Source organism: Mycobacterium colombiense (assembly GCF_001672755.1).
GTDB lineage: Bacteria > Actinomycetota > Actinomycetes > Mycobacteriales > Mycobacteriaceae > Mycobacterium > Mycobacterium colombiense_C.
Genome location: NZ_LZKI01000099.1, coordinates 1 through 17,965 on the forward strand (window position 1 = coordinate 1; position 17,965 = coordinate 17,965).

Consider the following 17,965-nt stretch of genomic DNA (forward strand, 5'->3'; position numbering starts at 1 on the left):
GCAGCGCGAATCAGCAGCGGAAGATTATCCATGCTCTGGTCTCGTGCAAGTGGACGATACGGTCGGACCGTGCCCAGTGCGAGCGACGCGAGGCGGGAGGGCGTGGGTTCTCCGGTTACCACGACCGTGTGCGGGGTGCGGCCCTTGCGGTTTCGCATGATGTTGAGCGCCTCAGACCGAGAGTTCTGGGCACGGTCCGACCGTATCGTCCACTTGCACGAGACCAGAGCATGGATAATCTTCCGCTGCTGATTCGCGCTGCGGATAATCGCGTGACGGGCTGTTTGGTCATCGACGAGAGCAAGCGGCTTGCCGTGCTTGTCGCGGTTGATTACGTCGTCAGGCACTGGCTCGCGCAGCACAAGAACGTCTGGGCCGATCTCGTACGAGTTCCCAAGCACCGCCTCAAGGATGGGGTCTTCTTCGATAGCCGCAGCAAGATCAGCGAGGTGCGCGTACGGCTCGTAGTTGGATATCTGGTTTACATCTTCCTTCTTGCTCTTGATCTTTCCCCTTTTGGTTAGCCGCTTGCGGCGGCGTCGCTTACCGCCGACATTAATGACGACCCATTGGCCGGGACGCACGCTCTGAAGAAGGGGAAACGTCTCGTCCAGAAACGTTTTCACCGCAACCTCGAACTGTGTGCCCGCCCGTTGGCCGTCGAGCTTCTTCGGAATCGTCTCGGCTTTGAGGACGTCGGCGATGTGCTTGGCAATAGCAATGCTCGTTTTCTGGCTACCGTCAGCGTTCGACGCCACCCCGTTCGGCGACAGCGATAGCGTGTGATCGGCGACGAGGTTCTGGTGAAACCGGCTGCGCGCTTGAGTGATCTCGCCTATCACGCGACGGAGGCCAGCGACTTCTTTGCGGGCTTGCGGATCGCCTTCTTGATCTGGAGGCCGACGGCCTCGGCGACCGGCGGCGGGAACGCGTTCCCGACCTGACGGTAGGCGGCGGTCTTACGTCCCACGAACTCCCAATCGTCGGGGAAGCCCTGAAGCCGCGCCGCCATGCGGACGGTCAACCGGGGGAGACCCGTGTAGCCCGGCTCGGGTGCCTCTTCCGCGATGGTTTTCCCATCGACGCCAAGTGCGAGCCAGGCTTGCCGTGCGCGTGTTGGTCCCAGGTCCGGCCCGCCGTGTTTCTTCGAACCGCCAACCAGGGTCGGGGCTATTGTGTTCGCTCTCTGCGCCCAGCGGTCGGCACCCTCCCAGCCGTTGGCTGCCATCAGGTCTTTCAGCGCCTCACCGACGGTCTGCGCGGGTATTTTTCTGGGCTTCGGCCAGTGAAATTCACGGAGTCCGTTGCGGATCGCCACCATGATGACGCGCGGGCGGAGTTGCGGAACTCCGAAGTCGGATGCGTTAAGCAGTTGCCAGTACGGCTCATAATCCAACGACCGGAGGCGCTCGTTTACGCCTTCGCGATAGCTCGCGAATACCGGATCAAGCAAACCGCGGACGTTTTCGAGCATCACTGCTTTCGGCTTGAGCGCCTCAGCGAGGTCGAGAGCGCGAGGGAACAGGTCGCGTTCGTCGTCGGCTCCGAGCTGGCGTCCAGCCTTAGAGAAGGGCGGGCAAGGCACACCTCCGGCCAGCAGATCAACTCCGACGTATTCCGATGGGTCCCAAGGGTCGAATAGATCCCGCTCAAGCACATTCCATTCGGGGTGGTTCTTGTTCAATGTCGCGCAAGCATGGGGGTCAAGTTCTACGACGGCTCGGTGGGTGAAACCTGCATTGTGTAACCCGAGCGCCTGACCTCCCGCGCCCGTGCATATCTCGACCGAAGTCAGCGCCACACTTGTCCCTTCCGCCTCACCGGGCACAGTATCGGCGAAGTCCGACAGGCTGACTCTAACGTCGTGCCGCCGTGCGTCCGCGCAACGACGCGCCTGGCCTAGCGCATAGCCGAGGGAAGGGTGGCTTGGAAGCGGCCCGCAGGGTGGCCGAGGCTGTGGCTAGCCGTCGTCCGAGGCGGGAACCACGCAGGACGCAACCGCGTCCAAGTCTGCATGGATGATGAGTACGAAGTGTTAAGAGCCGAAGGGCACGACCCAGATGACCCTGCTGTGCGAGCGGCGCTCGACTTGGTGCGATGGGAGTTGGAGCTACTCGGGGATTCGTAACTCCGCAGGCGGGCTGCGCCCGGGGATGTCGTCGCAGTTCGTATACAGGATGGTTCCGGCCGATGCCAGCGTTGCACCTAGTGGCGGCTCCGCGCCGCCAGGAAGGCAGGACAGATGCTCTACTACGCCGACTTATTGCCGCAGTACGCGACCAAGCTGCTGCGGATTGACGCGCCGGTGACGGGTGACCGCGTTGCCGACTGGGAAGCCTGGAAAAGGGCCAGGGCCGAGATATGGCAACCGAAGACTGGATGGACGCCGTATTCGGGGGCGCAGGCCGAAATTCTGGGGACCGGCGACTGGGACGGGATAGACCCCGACGAGGTGGTGGTGGTCCAGGCCAACATGATCGTGGCCGACGAGTGGTACGCCGCGAAATGACCGAATCGGCAATGGGCGCACTGCGTTTCGTGGCGCAGTTGAAAGGCGGCCAGCCGCAATCGTTTTCGAATCCATACGACGCTATGTCGGCGCTACTGGGCACCGAAGGTGAGGCCGACGTGTTCGTTGAAACCGACGAAGGCCGAGACGCCTTGCTGCACAGGGACTCTGCGGGCGTCTGGTCGGAGGTGGACTAAGCGTCGCCAAGCATGGCGGCGTGATGAATCCACTAGCTTTTGCGCTGCGAGCGAATTCAGGCCCCGGCCAACACGGTCGGGGCCTTCGCGTCTGTAACGGCAGGACCGCCGCCAAGGTGTATCAAATGATACAGCCGCACAGCGCCGTCGGCGGGTACCTGCTATCCACCCCGCCCGTTTCGGCCGTCCTGGGGGCGCTCAGGGCCGGGACGGGGCCATCAGACCGCGCCGTCGCCTGTCACTCCGAGCCGTTCTGGCATCGACAAACCGTGCTGGCGGGCCTCGGCCAGGGTTGCAGACGCTTCCCGGCGCGGCCTGGCAGACGGCGGTTGCAGCCTTTCGCCTGACACCTGGCGAGGTTGCGGGCCGTGCTCAGAGGTGAATGTCGGCGCGCAGCAGGGCCGGTCGTCGGCAGGTACAACCGGCTGCCGACCAGCCGACAACGCAATCGAATTAGCCTTACCTGGCAGTATGTTTGAGGCACTCACTGCGGCTCCCTCCGGCGCAACGTGATTCGGTCATCAGCGGTCACTACGAACGTTCGGCCAGCCACCGGCCAGCGGTGAAACGGAGCATGCAAGCCCTGCGGCAGTTCCCACGACTGGCAGTTGACCGGCTCACCGGCCGCGAGCCGCTGATCGACCAGCGCCGTCACCCGCGCCCGATACGTCATCTCGTCAACGCCTTCACTCTCGGACAGCGGCGCAAGCAGGTCGAATAGCTCACGCTCAGCGCGCTTTTCGAGCACATGGAGATAGGCTCCCGGCGACTGAATGCTCATCAAGTCGCGAACGTTGTTGTCGCTGGGCGGTTTCCTGGCCATCATCAACTCCCATACGAGTCAGCAGCTTTGCGGCTGCGCTCGACCGCAGCCAATTGCGTTGCCCGCCAACGGGTATTGGCAGCCTTGACCTTCTTCGGATTCTTCGGCGCGTCCTCCATCGTAGAGATGCTGCCGACCACTCTCGTGAGAACGCTTTCGCACTGCCTCATCTCGGCCAGCGCCGGATGCAGCATTATGCGGCCGTCCTTCAGCTTGCGGCTCTCGCCGTCGCGGCCCACGATGGCCTGTAGCAGTTCGATCCGGTCGGCCAAGTCCTTCGCCGTCGCCAAGTGCTCTTCCTCGACGCTCGTCGGGATCAGCCCTTGCTCGGCCATCTCACCGCGCAGCCGCGCCACCAGTGAGTCACCCCGCGAGATACCGCCGTTGACCAGCGACGAAAGTGACTGCGGCCCGATGGGTGAGCCACGCGAAACACCCAGCGCCGTCATATCACGTCGAACCGACGTTTGGCTTACCCCAAGCCGTTTCGCGATGGCCCGCTGAGATAGCGTCGGGTCGTCTTCCAGCATTGTGTTGACGGCGTGCCTGCGCGCTTCGGGCGTCATGTCCGGCCCCCTGTCGATGAGTGAACGCTGTTGTATCCCAACCATACTACGGCGCGCCGCTCGAAACATGCTGGTAGTAGCCGGAATCCGGTGCCGCACACATCAGCCCCATGGCGGCGCAGCGGACGGCCCCAAAGTGGCGCGCCTCGCTAGAAGCACCTTTAAGAACCGCTTACAGCACTGGGCGAACTGCTCACTCTCGCTGCTCGCTGCCACGGGGAGCCACGGCAACGGACTCGGGTCAACCGACCCCTTTCGACCGGCTTTCATGTCATCATTCCCACAAGTCACCCCTAAAGAGCCGTCGGAGGACGTCGAGATGGATGATCCGAATGAGAACCTGCACAAGTCCCCTGTACACAAGGCACTGAACATGAGTGTTGTCGAACAGATTCCGGGACGCGCCGTACTGTCCATGCCGCTCAGCGAGGAGATAAGAGGCTTTTTCGAAGGCACCGTCCACGGCGGAATACTCGCCACATTGGCCGATGCCGCCTGTGCCATCTGTCTTGTCGGGGCCTACGACTTCACGAACGAATTTACTGTGACAACAGACATGCACGTCCGCTACTACCGCCAGCCACGCGGTGGGCCGCTCCGCGCAGAAGCCACAATGGTTCATAACGGTCGCACACTCTTGAGTTCCGAATGCGCGGTCTTTGACGCAGAAGACCGCGTGCTTATCCGGACAACGGCCACATACGCCCGTTTGTCTACCCCCGGCCGCGGCGTGGGAAGCACAAACTAAACGTTCGTGCGCCTTTAGCGCCGGGGTCCTGACCAGCGGCTTTAACCTCATCCCCCGGTGTGTACGCTGACCCGCCGGAGGAACCGTTTGTCCCGCCCAGCGGCCAGCGACAGCCCCCAGCCTGCGAGTTTGGCGCAACCAGCGCACCTGGTTTGCTGCCCCGGCAAGCTGGTTTGCTCCCGCATTGCAGGCACAGAAATCCAGTGTTTCGGCCATGTGCGCTCGTGGGGTGGTGGGGGGTCTTACCCACCCCCCTTTGGGCTGTCGGGGCAGACCGCATGGATGTGACCGAATGGCTAAAGAAAGTCGAACTTCATACCTCCCCTGTGCTTTGAATATTGCTAAATTCTTCGAACGATGAACAATCTTCGCACCGCCCTGACTGCTGCTCTTGTCATCTTCCTGGCCGCCGCGTGCGGGTCGAATGACCGCTCAGGCACGCCCGCACCATCCCCGCACAACGAAACAACCCCGGCACCCAACGTCACGCGAAGCCTTAACACGCCAGCCCCGGCACCCAGTACCACGAGAACGGCCGTCAAACCATTGCCCTTCAATGCGGGCGGTCTGCTCACTGGTACAGCCAGCCCGAGCCTCCCCGATGGCGAGCCCGGCAAGGTATCGGTCGTTCAGATTGGCGCACTTTTCAAGGACGGCGCAGACGCAACCCTGCTTCCATTCGCCTTCCGAAACAACACTGGCGCGGGCATCTCCGCGGTCCAATGGACCGGAACCGCTCGCTCCGGCGGATCACTCGTTGGAACCGGCGGCAGCAAAGGCGCCACAACCCCCGCAGAAATTCAGCCCGGTGAGATCGGGCTTGCATTCATATACTTCGGTCGCGCGAAAATCCCGCCTGAAGACGTTGATTACGCGCTTACTGTCAGTACCAGCCCGGTGAATAGGGCCCCAACGAGCAAGGCGCCACTCAAAGTCACCGAGGCCAACGTGTCGGGTGACGCTATCGTCGGAGCCGCCGTCAACGCCACGGGAAAACCGCTCAACGGTCCATTCGATGCCGAAGTGTGGTGCTTCGACGGCGACAAGTTGCTTACCAATACCGGCGATCCCGCCGACCAGAATGGTCCGATCGCGCCCGACGGCCAAGTCACCTTCTCGGTGCCCCTCCACGACAGGTACTGCCCGACCTTCACAGTCGGTGTTGAGGGGTTCTACGGCGACTGAAGGTGGCATGGGTATAGCACTCTTGCTCTGAAACTCACGGTGAAGCACCTTCGCCGCGAGGTTGCACGGCGGCCAAGCGGGTGACGCCGGTTTATGGCGCGGCGTTGCGGTGCCGCTCCCCGGTGCGGCGCGGTGGCGGCGCGGTGGGAGTGGTCATCAGAGGATGGTCACGTATTAACGGATCAACCATTACAACCAACGGCAACCAGTATCCCGTGGGTCGAGGCCAAACACCTGCACGGCGGCTGACTTTCCTTTCAGGACATGGAATCCCCGTTCAATGAGTGCGGAGGGTCGCGACGCGAGCGCGTCGAGGCACTGCTGGGTGACAAGGATCGTGTCGCCGGTGGTTTTGGTGAGTTGCTCGACGCGGGCAGCGACATTGACGGTGTCACCGATCAGGGTGAATTCCAGCTTGCCGCCGCCGCCGATGGTGCCGGCGATCACCACCCCGGTGTTGATTCCGATGCCTATGCGAAGTTCGCCGCCGAACCGCTCGGCCACAAGGCGCTGAATCACCACCGCCGCACTTACCGCCGCATCGGCATGATCGGCGAGGTCATTCGGCGCGCCGAACACGGCAAGCGCACCATCACCAAGGAACTTGTTGACATGCCCACCGGCGTCCACCACGGCAGGCACGACGATCTGGAACAAAGCATTGAGGCGGGCCACCGTGTCCTCAGCGGTATTGGCCTCCGCGAACGGCGTGAAGTCCCGCACGTCAACGAACATCACCGTTACCTCGCGGCGCTCACCGGCGAACACATCATCACCCTGCTCAAGCAGCCGTGTCGCCAAGGCGGGATCGACGTAGGTACCGAACGCCGCTTGAAGGCGTTGCCGCTCAGCCAAACCCGCCTGCATCCGGTTAAACGAACCCGCAAGGGCACCGAGGTCATCGTCTTGAACCACCGGCAGGCGTTGGCTGTAGTCACCGGCTGCCACGCGTTGGGTTGCTCGGGCAAGGTCGCGAATGGGTTGCAGTGACGGTGAGACAACAGCGCCGACTGTGATCGGCAGCCCGACGCCGAGCGTCAATGCACAGCCGATCACCACCGCCACCAGTGGGGCCTCGCCGCCCCGACCGAGCACGGCCCCCAGCATCGTGCCGATGACGGAGAACACCAACATGCAACCCAACATCGACAGGCCCAGCCACGCGGCAAAAGTCGGGCGAGAGCGCGGCAGGGCGTCCCCGATACCGGTATCCCCTGCGAGGGCAGCCCGGGCCGGTCGCATTGCTCCTTCCCCGAAGGTGTGCGTACCGATGACTACCATGCCAATTCCTGCGGCGGCAGCGCCCACGATCCCATACTGGACGAGCCGAGACCCGCTTGCTCCTGCGATCACACCGACAAAGATCAACAGCAGCGCGGCCCACGCAGGGAAGAACAAGAACGATCGAACACCCACGGCACGAGTCCAGGCGTACGTGTCTTCCAGCGCCGCTTCACGGTCGACCTCATCGCCCGCCGCCCACCGTTGCGCAAGGCGGAACCGTCGGCTACTGGGAAGCACCATCACGGAAGCCAACACCACCATGGCGGCACCGGTGACAACAGCGGCCTCGACGTAGTGACTTGACTTCTCGAACGCGACAACAAGAAACGACCAAAGAAGGTAAGGCGGCAGCGTCAAGGCAAAGGTGAGTACCCAGATCACCCACGGGTACCTGACCCCGTACCGATCCCACGCCCACTGCCAGATGCGATCCATGCCATGAGGCTAAGCCTGAGCCGTCGAAAACGCCCTGCGGTTGGGTCACCAGGGCATCCCCGGTGATTGGCGCGGCGGCGGTGCAGGTATCCCGGCCGGTGCGAGCCTCCCGCTGCGCCAGGCCGCGAGGTAATCGCCGTCAGGCACGCAGCCCTGCGCCGTTATCGGTCTGTCCGGTAGAGACGCCGATACAGCGGCAGTCGGTGGCAGCGGTGCTGCGGTGCCAGCCTTCCACCTCGCGAGGCGCTCCGCGCTATCCCAGACCTCGGCGGCGGTGTCGCCGGTCAGGAACTCCGCTGGCACGCCAGTGTGTGCGCTCACCGCTGCGGTGGACTCAGGTGTCACTGGCCGGACGGGTCGAAAGGCTCGCCGTTCGTGTATGCGGCGGGCGTGATGGACGGGCTGTACGGGTCCACCAACTCCGGCGCGGGCGTTCCATTGGCGAACGCCTTCACCAGGCCGTTGTGATTCAGCCTCAAGACGGCCACACGCTTGCTCTTCAGTGCGGCGTCGTCCCGAAGGTCATCGACGCCTGGAACACGTTGCGCGAGCGTGCTATTCAGCCAGGCGGTTGAAATGCCCCTGCTGGACAGGTATGCGCTGAGTTCCTCGTTGATGACGGGCAATTCGGCATCGGTGGCGTTTGCGATCAAATCCCGCGCTGCCGAAACCAGCTTGCCCTGGTCCTTGATGCTGTCCAGGGTCCGCTCGGTTCTGCGCCAAAAGCGATCAGCGGCAAGCTGAGCCGCGACATCAGTGGTGTCCACCCTCTGGCCCTTGACGGCGGCATCCACCGTGGCCTGAGCCTCGTCGGCGTGAGCACGGGCAGCATCCAGTGCGGGCTTGAGCGCCTGGGCAGCGTCGCTGGTGGTAAACCAGTTAGCACTGTCGCGCCTGTCCTCTGGGGAGACGTTCGGGGAGAACGAGCGCCGCCAGTCATGGAACTGCTGCCTCGCTGCGCTCTGGACGCGGGCGGCATGCTCTATCGGGTCACCGCCACCCACGGCGGCAGCTTCGAAGGGTGGGAGCGGCGGCGGGTACGCCCGCCGTGCGGGTGAAGTGCCGGGGAAGGCTTGTGTCATGGGTGTTCTCCTTGGAGCGGAAATGTGCTGCTGCACACCAGCGTAGCCCACACCAGCGCATTCACGCGATCCCATGCCGGTGCGGGCAGCGGGAAACTTTTCCCCGAATTGCATTGTGTTCCAGAGCGGTTCACGCAGGCCGGTCGTCGGTTAGGATGCAGCGGCCATCGCACACGACAGGTGCGCGCCTTGCTGGCCGCAGAGCATCGGCTGTTTGCACTCCCGGCACCGGGGCGCACGCTGGGCGGCGCGGCGAAAGCGGGCGTGCGCGGTACGGAGCCGATAGTCCATCGCAAAGTGATGGCGGCTGCACATCTGGATATAGTCCGCTAGATCGACGGAATACCAGCAGTGCCGCTTCGCGTCGGGCCTTAGATTCGCCACCGGCGCACTGGGTTTCAAGGCTGCCTGTAGCCGTGCGGTGGAGCCGCAGCGAGCGCACGGCCTGCCCGCTAGGCGTTTGCGGGCTGCGCGGTGGATGCTCTCGTACGTCGGCTCCGACATATTCGCAGTTTGGCATACGTGCCTGGGCTGGGCAATTGGTGCTGACGAGGTGACGTGAGTCAATTGACTCACCTACCTTGGCAATTCGTCTGGTCAAGCCGGTGTCAGCAGGCGACCCGTACTGAGCAAGATTGCTCAGTTGCCGCGCCGCTGTCATCCGTCACCGACCAGCAGTCCGCCGGGAGCGTGATATCTCGCGTACAACTCATCCCAGACCTCGGGCCACGCCGCCCGCAGCTTCTCCGCGTTGGCCGTGTCCGCCTTGCGCATCGCGGCCATGACAAGCGAGAAGAACGGAAAGTCCTGAGCAGCAATGGTTTGCGACACCTTGTACTCGTATAAACTCATTCTCAATATCCCTGTCCCGCAGTCTGTTTGCGTCCCTCGCGGCGGATGCTCTTGCAGTCGTCGCATAAACGGATCAGATAGTGCGACGGCAGCGCGCACTGACAGTCCTCGCAGCGGGACGATGGCATGATGGCGCTGGCAAGCTGAGCACCAAGTCTGGCCGGTCACGGCTGCGCCCCGTCAGGTCCGGCCGAATGGCCTGCGGCCGTCGCAGAGTGCGTTGGCGTAGTTGTCGTAAGTCATGCCGGTGCGCTCCCATCGTGGACGGCCGTGGTCCGCTTCGTGAGGTGTCTCATTTGATACAGGTGAAGACCGGCCAGCGCCTCTGGCGTGAGGCGGCTCAACAGGTCCTTGGTGGCGGCGGCTTGCTCAGCGCGGGACGCGAGGCTCAACAGTGCGCGGCCCAGGCGGATAGTGTCGTCCAGCGGTGCAGCACCTCGTTCCCGGCCCTGTGCGCCACGCTGAGCGACTTTCAGACACCCCGTGGGTGTCCGTGGCCGGGAGGCACCTTCGGGCCGTCCTCGGCGATGCGCGCTCATGCACTGCTCCTGTTCGTTGGTGGTGTCGTTTCGTAATGGCATGGAGGACAGAACGGTTGGCTGTGCGCTCACGGCTGCTGCTCGCACCAGTCCCGATAGTCGGCCGCGTAGTCAGCATCGGGGTCGGCGTCAGTTTTCGGCTGCCCGTTCCTCAGTGACGTACCCCTGTTCCGTAGTCCAGGCCCGTCCCGTCCCGTCCCGTCCATTTCGTCAGACGAATCGTCATACGAATCGTCAACTCGCTGTGCGCGTTCGCGGACGGGTCTGGTCTTGCCCTGAGCGCGGTTGTTGCGGTTGGCGCTTTGCTGCCTCAGCACTTGTTCGCGGGTGCGTTGGTAACGGGAATGGTGGATGATGAGGTAGGCGTCTCCGTCGTCTTCCCACCAGCCGCAGTCGAGCAATTCTGAGATAAATTCGGGCGCTGGGCATTTGGCCCACCGCTCCATGTCTTTCTTGCTGATTCGGCAGTCGAGCAGCTTGCGGTTGCTCCACACCAGTGCGTCGATGTGCAGCCGGTGCGCACCATGGGACAGCTCCCAACAGTCGTCGGTGAAGTCATCGCTCAGCTTTGTCCACGTCATGCCGCACTCACCCGCCCAGCCCACGGGTCGGCTGTCGCGGCCAGCGCGGTGGACGCGTCAAGCATGTCCACGGCCGCGTCCATCGCCTCGTTCTCCGCCGCCGCGTTCGGCGTGCTGGCCGAGTACGCGTTGTCCGCCGCGTTCTCCGCCTCCCTGCACAGCGCCGTGACACCCTTCGCCGCCGAGCCGTCTTCCACCACCCGCCTGGCCCACGGGTTCGCGGCGAGGAAGTCGGCGCGGTCGCGGTTCGCCTTCGCAATCGCCGTCCAGTCGGCGGCTGCAGAGATCGCCCGTGAGGCTTCGGCTTCCGCAGCCTGGGCCGCGTTGACGCTATACGCCATGGCCTCGGCGGCATTGAGGACCGCCGACAGCTTGGCCGGGTCGTCGTCGGGCAGTGCAACCCACGCAGGCGTGCCCAGCGGCGGGGCTGAGAGTTGCAGCGCGCCAAGTTGTTTGCGCTGCTGGTTGATGTACTCGTACACCGGCCACCATGCGACTTGACGGCTCGCCGTGCTAAGATCGGCTCTGCTGCTGCTTCTGATTTGGTGATCTGGTAGCTGGTGGTGTGCGGGGGTCGGGCCTAGGTCCGGCCCTTCGCTATTGCTAGGGCCGGGTGGCCTGTCCTTGATGTCGAATGACATTGCCGCTGTGTGCCTTTCGTGTCATTCCGCGTAGACCGCCTCTCTATCGGTTGCGTGGATAGTTGTCGCGTGAATTGCGTTATCCGCGTGCGTGTTTATGACGCTGATGCTTGGCTGTCGAGCTTGGCGATGAAGTCGATGATGGCCTGTTCTGGCACGAGCCGCCGACCGGCGACCTTCACAGACCGAAGTTCGCCGCTGGTCATCAGGGCAAAGACCGTTGATCGGCCCAGGCTGAGGCGTTCCATCACTGCGGGGACGCCATGGAGTCGTGGCGTGGCGCTGTCTGACATCGAATCTCCTTGTGTCGCAATAACGCAACTCATCCCGTGAGTGCGTCGCTGGCCCCAGTTGTACTCGTCCTGGGGTGATTGCGCAAGTATGTGGTAGATTTGTGTCATGGTGACACAGAAACCAGGCAGGGGGAAGACGTGGGCCGAGTCGCTTCACGAGCGCACCGCCCAGGCCATCAGGGACGCCCGCAACTCCGCTGGAATGTCCGCCCAAGACGTGGCAGACCTGACCCAGCAACTGGGTTACGGCGTCAGCCGGGACAAGATCGCGAACTACGAGTCGGGGCGCAAGCAGGGCCTCGACCTATCCGAGTTCCTGATTATCGCGGCGGCGCTCCGCGTGCCCCCGGTAACACTGATCTTCGGCGGTCCGCCCGACGAACCCGTGCAAGTACTCCCCGGCAACTACGCGGGAGTCGTTGACGGCTTGGCGTGGCTCTGCGGTGACCCTGCGCTCGCGGACGAGGGGATCACAGACCGGGAGTCCTACAACGCGAGGCTGCTCAAGCTGATTCGGGACCGGGCCAAGGTGCAGCGCGACCTTGCCCTACTTCGCAGGGTCATCGCCGACTTCGAACGCCGGGGCTTGGGTGAAAAGCATCGGGCCGAAAACATGCATGCGGCAGGAACACTCATGGAGCAGTTAGACGAGATCAACCAGCAGATAACGAATCTCACAGAGGGAGACACAGAATGAGTAGGCAGCAGCTACCGCCTCAGATTCGCAAGGTGGAGGTGACCGACCGCAGGACCGGGAAGCAGGTCATGCGGTATCAACTCACGGTTGACGCCGGTATCAATCCCGAAACTGGTGCGCGGCAACAGATTCGACGGCGTTATCTGACTGAGGCGCAGGCCCGCCGTGCGCTGACCGAGGTTGGCGACCAGGCGGCAACCGGCCGGTTTGTGGCTCGAAAGCCGGTCACCGTCGAGCAGGTGTGCGCGAGCTATCTCGCCGGACGGCACCGGCTGCGGGCGTCATCACGTTCGAAGCTGGCCTATGACCTGGCACCGCTGCGCGAGCGCCACGGAGACATGCCGGTGCAGCGCCTTGCCAAGGGCCACATTGACAAACTGGTGGCCGACCTGCTGGCCGGAGGGACGAAGACCGCCAAAGGCCGCACCCGCAGCCCGTGGGGTGCCGTCGCGGTGAACAAGGTGACCCAGAGCATCGCGATGGTGCTGGCCGACGCGCAGCGTCAGGGCCTCGTGGCCCGTAACGTCGCCGAACATGTTGACCGGGTTACACCGCCGCACAAGGCGGTCGATACCTACACCGAGGCCGAGGTTCAGAAGCTGCTCGGCGCTATCGCCGGTGACCGCCTGGGCCACGCCTGGGAACTTGCCCTGTCGGGTCTGCGGCGCGGCGAGATCGCCGGGTTGCGGTGGGCTGATGTCAACCTGGACGCCAAAACGCTGACGGTCGCGAACAACCGCGTGGCGGCGGGCAGCAAGACGGTGGAGAACGACCCCAAGTCGCAGACCTCGCGCCGGACGCTGCCGCTGCCCGTCCGCCTGGTGTCGGTGCTGAAGACGGCACGCAAGCGCCAGGCGGAAGAGCGGCTGGCGTTGGGCGGCGCGGGCGGGCCGTGGGAGTACGTCGTGTGCAACGAGGCCGGACAGCCCTACAGCCCCGGCGTGCTGTCCCGCTACTGGCGTGAGGCTGTCGAGGCGGCGGGGCTGCGGCATATCAAGCTGCACGCCGCACGGCACACCTGCGCGACCCTGATGCACTTGCAGGGCGTGCCGGTGGCGGTGATCGCGGCGTGGATCGGACACAAGGACGCCAGCCTGACCATGCGGCTGTATGCTCACTCGCAGTTTGCTGCGCTACAAAACGCCGGAGCGAGTTTGGACCGAGTTGTGACATTATGTGACACTGAGGCCCGACCCGAGGCACGCTGAACGGCGTTCCCGCAGGTCAAGGCCACCTTGCCGATGTAGTTCAATGGCAGAACATCAGCTTCCCAAGCTGAATACGCGGGTTCGATTCCCGTCATCGGCTCCACGACTCAGGCCGCCGCGGCGCCGAAACCTTGTCCACAGCAATCGATTTCACGGCACCACCCAGCCGCCTGCAAGCCGCGTTGACCGCGCCCAACCCGCTGGTAGCTTTACCCCATGGGTGCCTTGGATGGACGCGTGGCCTTTATCACCGGCGGAGCTCGAGGGCAGGGCCGCGCGCACGCGTTGGCGCTGGCGGGCGAGGGAGCCGACATCGTGGTCGCCGATGCCCCACAGGCGATGACGGACCTGACCTACCCGCTGGGCACCGAGGACGACTTACGGGAAACGACCAAGCTGGTCGAAGAGCTGGGCCGGCGTTGCTTGCCGCTCACCCTGGACGTGCGCGATTCGGCCGCCGTCGGCGCCGCGATCAAGCAGACGGTCGCCGACATGGGCAGCCTCGACGTCGTGGTGGCCAACGCCGGAATCGTCAGCACCGGGCTGCTCGAAGACGTCAGCGACGTGGTGTGGCAGCAGCTGATCGACACGAACCTGACCGGCGCGTTTCACGTCCTGCGGGCCGCCATCCCGGTGATGCGGCAGCAGCGGTTCGGCAGGATCGTGGTCACCTCCTCGATGGGCGGCCGCATGGGCATCCCCGAGCTGGCCGCGTACAACGCCACCAAGTGGGGTGTCATCGGCCTGGCGAAGTCCGCCGCCCTGGAGGTCGCCAAGGAGGGCATCACGATCAACGTCGTCTGCCCGACCACCACCCAGACCCCGATGGTGCAACCCACCGGAAGCGATGACGTCCCCGACGACCTGGTGCGCCGGATGACGAAGGCCAACCCGATACCCCAACCCTGGCTGCAACCCGAGGACGTCAGCCGCGGGGTGCTGTATCTGGTCACCGACCCCGGGGTCATTACCGGAAGCGTGCTCGAGATCGGCCTCGGCGGCAGCGCGCGCATCCATTGACGAACGACTGAGAGCGGCCCCAGCGGACGTCACGTCGCGCCGTCCGATGATCGTCGCTTGAACCGTACTGACGGCGGGTGGATGTTCGCTACGCTTGACCCCGATTGATACGTCGCCTGGGAAGTTGGGGCCAGGTAATGGCTGAAAGACCCAAGGCTCGGGGCGGGGCGCCGGGACCGAGCGAGATCGTGGCGGAGTTAGCCGCCGCCGGATTCGACAACGCGCGCCAGATCGCTCGAGGCGCCGCCGGGGTGGTCTACTGCTGCCGCGAGACCGCCTTGGGGCGCAACGTGGCGATCAAGGTGCTGCCGACGTTCATCGATGACGCGAGCCGGGAACGCTTTCTGCGCGAGGGCTACGCGATGGGCGGGCTATCCGGGCACCCGAACATCGTCAACATCCTGCGGGTCGGCCTGACCGCGGGCGGCCGCCCGTACATCGTCATGTCGTACTGCCCGGCGGGTTCGCTGGGGCTGCGCGTGCAGCGCGAGGGCCCCATCGCCTGGCCGGAAGCCGTGCGGATCGGCGTGAAGTTGTGCGGGGCACTGGAAACCGCGCACCTCAGCGGCACCCTGCACCGCGATATCAAACCGGCGAATGTCCTCGTCAACGACTACGGCGAACCGCAGCTGACCGACTTCGGGACCGCGCACGTCCCCGGCGGGTACGAGACGGCGGCCGGATTATTCTCCGGCACAATCGATTACCTGGCACCCGAGGTGATGGCGGGCGATCCGGCGACGGTCGGCAGCGACGTCTATTCGCTCGGCGCCACGATCTATGCGCTCATCGCCGGCAACGCGGCGTATGAGCGCCGCGGCAGCGACGACCTGCTGGCGCACTACACGCGGATCAACAGCACCCGGGTCCCCGACTTGCGCCACAGCGGAATCCCGGACGCGGTGTGCTCGGCGATCGAGATGGCGATGGAGCCCGACTCCACTGAAAGACCGTCTTCTGCAGCGGATTTCGGTCGCGGGTTGCAGGAAAGTCAGCGCCGCAACGGCTTGAAAGCGGACGCGATGGCCATCACCGCGGCCGGTTCGGCGCGGACCGCGGGCCTCTCCGCGGGCCTGTCGAAGGCGCGCACCCTGACGCAGGCCGGACGCGCCGGGATGGCGGGCGCGGCGACTCCGCGACCGCCCAGGATCGCCAAGCCCGGCCCACGCGGTGCCGACTCGGACAGCGCTACCTCGCTGATCAATCGCCGAACGGTATCGCCGCCGTCCCGACCCGCCGGTTCACGAAACTCTAGCCAGCGCGGGCCAATTCCGCCCGCCCCCAGGACATCTGAGCCGACCGAGGCGATCGCCGAGCACACCAGCGTCACCGACGCGATCGCGCCGCCGAGTCCGCCCGACCCGCCTGCGGCCGCGCGCCGCGGGCCGGCGGCCGGAGCGGTGGCGTGGTTGAGCCCCTCGGGGAAGAAGCGCAAACGCGTCACGGCGGCGTTGATCGTGGCGGCGATCGTCGTGGCCGTGCTGGTGCTGGGCACAGGCGTCTACGTACTGCTGACGCAGGGCAAGCGGCACCAGAGCGCCGCCGCGAATCAATCGAACGCCCAGGCGATTTCGAGGTGGCAGCCGATCACGAACGCTCGCATCGCGCGACAGGCGGCGGCAACCACCCAGGACGACGGCACGATCTGGATCTTCGGCGGAATGGGCAGCAACCACGCACTCGTCGCGAACCATGAGGGCTACGACCCGATCATCGACAGCTGGAAAAGCGGCGACGACCTCCCGGTTCCGGTTCAGCACGCGACGGCGGTCACGTGGCAGGGAAACCCGATCGTGCTCGGGGGCTGGCGCGCGGCAGGCCCGCAAAAGGTTGCCAGCGACCAGGTTTGGCGCGTGGTCAACAGCCACTGGGTCGAGCTGCCCCATCTGCTGCAGCCCCGCGCGGCGGCCGCGGCGGCGGAGGTGGGTGGGCGCATCATCGTCGCCGGCGGCGTCGACTCGAACGGCGCCCTGCTGAACACCGTCGAGATCTTCGACGGCAATTCCTGGACCCTGGGCACCCCGATACCGACCCCCCGGCAGATGCTGGCCGCCGCGTCGGACGGGAAGCTGGTGTACACGGTGGGCGGCACCAACGGGACCGCGGACCTGGCGACGGTCGAGGCGTATGACCCCGCCGCCAAAAGCTGGACGCGATTGCCCGACCTTCCCCAACCGCGCGGCGATCTCGGCGTGGCACTGGCCGACCGGCGCCTGGTCGCCGTCGGGGGGCAGTCCGCCGGGCAGGTCCTCAAGAGCGTGTCGGTGCTCGACCTGACGACGAACACGTGGGCGGGCTTGCCGGACATGGCGACAGCGCGGCACGGCATGGCGGTCGACGCGATTGGGCAGGCCGTGTACTCGATCGGCGGGTCGAGTGAGATCGGCGACGGCCAGGCGACCTCGTCGGCGGAGGCGCTGCAACTACCGGCGCGCCGAATGCAGCCGGCCGCGCAATGGCGTTCGCTACCAGACGCGCCGACGGCGCGGTTGATGACGGCGTGGACCGTGCTCGACGACAAGATCTGGGTCATCGGCGGCCTGCGCGACGGGGTCGCGCTGCAGACGGTCGAAAGCTATGACCCGCGCACCGGCGCCTGGCAACCACAACCCGCATTGCCGATCCCGCTGCACCACGCCGCGGCGGCGACCTATCGCGGCGAGGTGGTGGTGCTCGGGGGCGCCAGCGGCGACCTCACCCAGGCGTCGGCCAAGGTATTCGCGTTGCGCGGCGGTAAGTGGGTCGAGTTGCCCGGACTCACCCACGCTCGCGCCGCGCTCGCGGCCGCGGTGGCCGATGACAAACTCGTGATCGTCGGCGGGCAGAACGCCAAACAGCTCGTTCCGCAGACCGAGGTCTTCGACGGCAACGCGTGGCACGACGCGGCCAACATGCCCACCCCGCGCGAGCATCTGGCCGCGGTGTCGGACGGCACGTACGTGTACGCGGTCGGCGGCAGGTTCCTGTCGGCCGACAAGAATTCCGCGGCATTCGAACGGTTCGACCCGCAGTCGGGGACGTGGACGAAGTTGGTCGACATGCCGACCCCTCGCGGCAGCTACGGCGCCGCGTTCATCGATGGCCGAATCGCGGCGGTCGGCGGTGAGGAACCGACGGAGGTGGTGGGCGTGGCCGAGATGTACGACATCGCCGACGGAACGTGGACGACGTTGCGCCCCATGCCAACTCCGCGCCACGCCGAGGTGGTCGCGGCGGTCGGCAACACCATCTACTGCGTCGGCGGGGCGAACCGGCCCACCCACGAAGGCCCTGTCGCCACCGTCGAGGCCCTGGACTTCATCTAG

17 protein-coding genes, 1 tRNA gene and 1 pseudogene are annotated in these 17,965 nt (G+C 65.1%); 9 read left to right on the forward strand and 10 right to left on the reverse strand.

The window, feature by feature from the left end; genetic code table 11:
- Positions 1–128: 128 nt before the first annotated feature.
- Together A5708_RS27575 and A5708_RS14000 are read right to left on the reverse strand one after the other, a co-directional pair.
- Positions 129–842, reverse strand: a pseudogene (locus A5708_RS27575) (NgoMIV family type II restriction endonuclease); the annotation flags it as partial.
- Positions 839–1,795, reverse strand: coding sequence for a DNA cytosine methyltransferase (locus A5708_RS14000; RefSeq protein ID WP_196772634.1), 957 nt, complete (start codon positions 1,793–1,795; stop codon positions 839–841). The gene A5708_RS14000 and the pseudogene A5708_RS27575, both read right to left, overlap by 4 nt.
- 447 nt (positions 1,796–2,242) lie before the next feature.
- On the opposite strand from A5708_RS14000, the gene A5708_RS14005 reads away from it, so the two are divergent.
- Positions 2,243–2,509: a hypothetical protein gene (locus A5708_RS14005; RefSeq protein ID WP_065029208.1), complete on the forward strand. Its 267-nt coding sequence runs from the start codon at positions 2,243–2,245 to the stop codon at positions 2,507–2,509.
- Positions 2,506–2,706 (forward strand): hypothetical protein, encoded by a 201-nt coding sequence (locus A5708_RS14010; protein WP_065029209.1) that lies wholly within the window; start codon positions 2,506–2,508, stop codon positions 2,704–2,706. The genes A5708_RS14005 and A5708_RS14010 overlap by 4 nt, the downstream gene beginning before the upstream one ends.
- 484 nt (positions 2,707–3,190) lie before the next feature.
- Here A5708_RS14010 and A5708_RS14015 read toward each other — a convergent pair whose 3' ends face one another.
- Complete coding sequence (locus A5708_RS14015; RefSeq protein ID WP_155766016.1) at positions 3,191–3,487, reverse strand: hypothetical protein; 297 nt, start codon at positions 3,485–3,487, stop codon at positions 3,191–3,193.
- A 44-nt stretch (positions 3,488–3,531) separates the two neighbouring features.
- A complete protein-coding gene (locus tag A5708_RS14020; protein WP_196772632.1) occupies positions 3,532–4,095 on the reverse strand; it encodes a winged helix-turn-helix transcriptional regulator in 564 nt (187 codons plus the stop codon).
- Between the two features lie 319 nt (positions 4,096–4,414).
- On the opposite strand from A5708_RS14020, the gene A5708_RS26835 reads away from it, so the two are divergent.
- Together A5708_RS26835 and A5708_RS26840 are read left to right on the forward strand one after the other, a co-directional pair.
- Positions 4,415–4,843 (forward strand): PaaI family thioesterase, encoded by a 429-nt coding sequence (locus A5708_RS26835; protein ID WP_196772633.1) that lies wholly within the window; start codon positions 4,415–4,417, stop codon positions 4,841–4,843.
- Between the two features lie 357 nt (positions 4,844–5,200).
- Complete coding sequence (locus A5708_RS26840; RefSeq protein WP_065029212.1) at positions 5,201–6,028, forward strand: hypothetical protein; 828 nt, start codon at positions 5,201–5,203, stop codon at positions 6,026–6,028.
- Positions 6,029–6,217: 189 nt separating this feature from the next.
- Here the strand turns inward: A5708_RS26840 and A5708_RS14035 are convergent, their stop codons facing one another.
- The 6 genes from A5708_RS14035 to A5708_RS14065 all read right to left on the reverse strand — a co-directional run bounded on the left by A5708_RS14035 (position 6,218) and on the right by A5708_RS14065 (position 11,735).
- Entirely contained in the window at positions 6,218–7,747 is a 1,530-nt protein-coding gene (locus A5708_RS14035) for an adenylate/guanylate cyclase domain-containing protein (RefSeq protein ID WP_065029213.1), read from the reverse strand.
- A gap of 341 nt (positions 7,748–8,088) precedes the next feature.
- Positions 8,089–8,829 (reverse strand): hypothetical protein, encoded by a 741-nt coding sequence (locus A5708_RS14040; RefSeq protein ID WP_155766019.1) that lies wholly within the window; start codon positions 8,827–8,829, stop codon positions 8,089–8,091.
- A 657-nt stretch (positions 8,830–9,486) separates the two neighbouring features.
- On the reverse strand, positions 9,487–9,681 hold the full coding sequence (locus A5708_RS14045) for a hypothetical protein (RefSeq protein ID WP_065029215.1): 195 nt from the start codon (positions 9,679–9,681) through the stop codon (positions 9,487–9,489).
- Positions 9,682–10,288: 607 nt separating this feature from the next.
- Positions 10,289–10,801 (reverse strand): hypothetical protein, encoded by a 513-nt coding sequence (locus A5708_RS14055; protein WP_155766020.1) that lies wholly within the window; start codon positions 10,799–10,801, stop codon positions 10,289–10,291.
- On the reverse strand, positions 10,798–11,442 hold the full coding sequence (locus A5708_RS14060) for a DUF2742 domain-containing protein (RefSeq protein WP_081292957.1): 645 nt from the start codon (positions 11,440–11,442) through the stop codon (positions 10,798–10,800). Before A5708_RS14060 ends, A5708_RS14055 begins: the two co-directional genes overlap by 4 nt.
- A gap of 95 nt (positions 11,443–11,537) precedes the next feature.
- Positions 11,538–11,735, reverse strand: a complete 198-nt coding sequence (locus A5708_RS14065) for a helix-turn-helix domain-containing protein (RefSeq protein ID WP_065029219.1) — start codon at positions 11,733–11,735, stop codon at positions 11,538–11,540.
- Between the two features lie 106 nt (positions 11,736–11,841).
- Here A5708_RS14065 and A5708_RS14070 point away from each other — a divergent pair, with 106 nt between their 5' ends.
- From A5708_RS14070 to A5708_RS14090, 5 genes are all read left to right on the forward strand, one after another.
- A complete protein-coding gene (locus A5708_RS14070; RefSeq protein ID WP_065029220.1) occupies positions 11,842–12,432 on the forward strand; it encodes a helix-turn-helix domain-containing protein in 591 nt (196 codons plus the stop codon).
- Entirely contained in the window at positions 12,429–13,640 is a 1,212-nt protein-coding gene (locus A5708_RS14075; RefSeq protein ID WP_065029221.1) for a tyrosine-type recombinase/integrase, read from the forward strand. Before A5708_RS14070 ends, A5708_RS14075 begins: the two co-directional genes overlap by 4 nt.
- 29 nt (positions 13,641–13,669) lie before the next feature.
- A tRNA-Gly gene (locus tag A5708_RS14080) sits at positions 13,670–13,743 on the forward strand.
- A 113-nt stretch (positions 13,744–13,856) separates the two neighbouring features.
- Complete coding sequence (locus tag A5708_RS14085) at positions 13,857–14,660, forward strand: mycofactocin-coupled SDR family oxidoreductase (protein WP_065029222.1); 804 nt, start codon at positions 13,857–13,859, stop codon at positions 14,658–14,660.
- Between the two features lie 137 nt (positions 14,661–14,797).
- Complete coding sequence (locus A5708_RS14090) at positions 14,798–17,965, forward strand: serine/threonine-protein kinase (protein ID WP_065029223.1); 3,168 nt, start codon at positions 14,798–14,800, stop codon at positions 17,963–17,965.

Excerpts from the sequence above, each read along its gene's own strand:
- A5708_RS14040 (WP_155766019.1), bottom strand. The coding sequence starts at position 8,829 with ATGACACAAGCCTTCCCCGGCACTTCACCCGCACGGCGGGCGTACCCG.
- A5708_RS14070 (WP_065029220.1), top strand. The coding sequence starts at position 11,842 with ATGGTGACACAGAAACCAGGCAGGGGGAAGACGTGGGCCGAGTCGCTT.
- A5708_RS14060 (WP_081292957.1), bottom strand. The coding sequence starts at position 11,442 with ATGTCATTCGACATCAAGGACAGGCCACCCGGCCCTAGCAATAGCGAA.
- A5708_RS14045 (WP_065029215.1), bottom strand. The coding sequence starts at position 9,681 with ATGAGTTTATACGAGTACAAGGTGTCGCAAACCATTGCTGCTCAGGAC.
- A5708_RS14090 (WP_065029223.1), top strand. The coding sequence starts at position 14,798 with ATGGCTGAAAGACCCAAGGCTCGGGGCGGGGCGCCGGGACCGAGCGAG.
- A5708_RS14065 (WP_065029219.1), bottom strand. The coding sequence starts at position 11,735 with ATGTCAGACAGCGCCACGCCACGACTCCATGGCGTCCCCGCAGTGATG.
- A5708_RS14020 (WP_196772632.1), bottom strand. The coding sequence starts at position 4,095 with ATGACGCCCGAAGCGCGCAGGCACGCCGTCAACACAATGCTGGAAGAC.
- A5708_RS14085 (WP_065029222.1), top strand. The coding sequence starts at position 13,857 with ATGGGTGCCTTGGATGGACGCGTGGCCTTTATCACCGGCGGAGCTCGA.
- A5708_RS14010 (WP_065029209.1), top strand. The coding sequence starts at position 2,506 with ATGACCGAATCGGCAATGGGCGCACTGCGTTTCGTGGCGCAGTTGAAA.
- A5708_RS14055 (WP_155766020.1), bottom strand. The coding sequence starts at position 10,801 with ATGACGTGGACAAAGCTGAGCGATGACTTCACCGACGACTGTTGGGAG.
- A5708_RS26840 (WP_065029212.1), top strand. The coding sequence starts at position 5,201 with ATGAACAATCTTCGCACCGCCCTGACTGCTGCTCTTGTCATCTTCCTG.
- A5708_RS14075 (WP_065029221.1), top strand. The coding sequence starts at position 12,429 with ATGAGTAGGCAGCAGCTACCGCCTCAGATTCGCAAGGTGGAGGTGACC.
- A5708_RS14035 (WP_065029213.1), bottom strand. The coding sequence starts at position 7,747 with ATGGATCGCATCTGGCAGTGGGCGTGGGATCGGTACGGGGTCAGGTAC.
- A5708_RS26835 (WP_196772633.1), top strand. The coding sequence starts at position 4,415 with ATGGATGATCCGAATGAGAACCTGCACAAGTCCCCTGTACACAAGGCA.
- A5708_RS14015 (WP_155766016.1), bottom strand. The coding sequence starts at position 3,487 with ATGAGCATTCAGTCGCCGGGAGCCTATCTCCATGTGCTCGAAAAGCGC.
- A5708_RS14005 (WP_065029208.1), top strand. The coding sequence starts at position 2,243 with ATGCTCTACTACGCCGACTTATTGCCGCAGTACGCGACCAAGCTGCTG.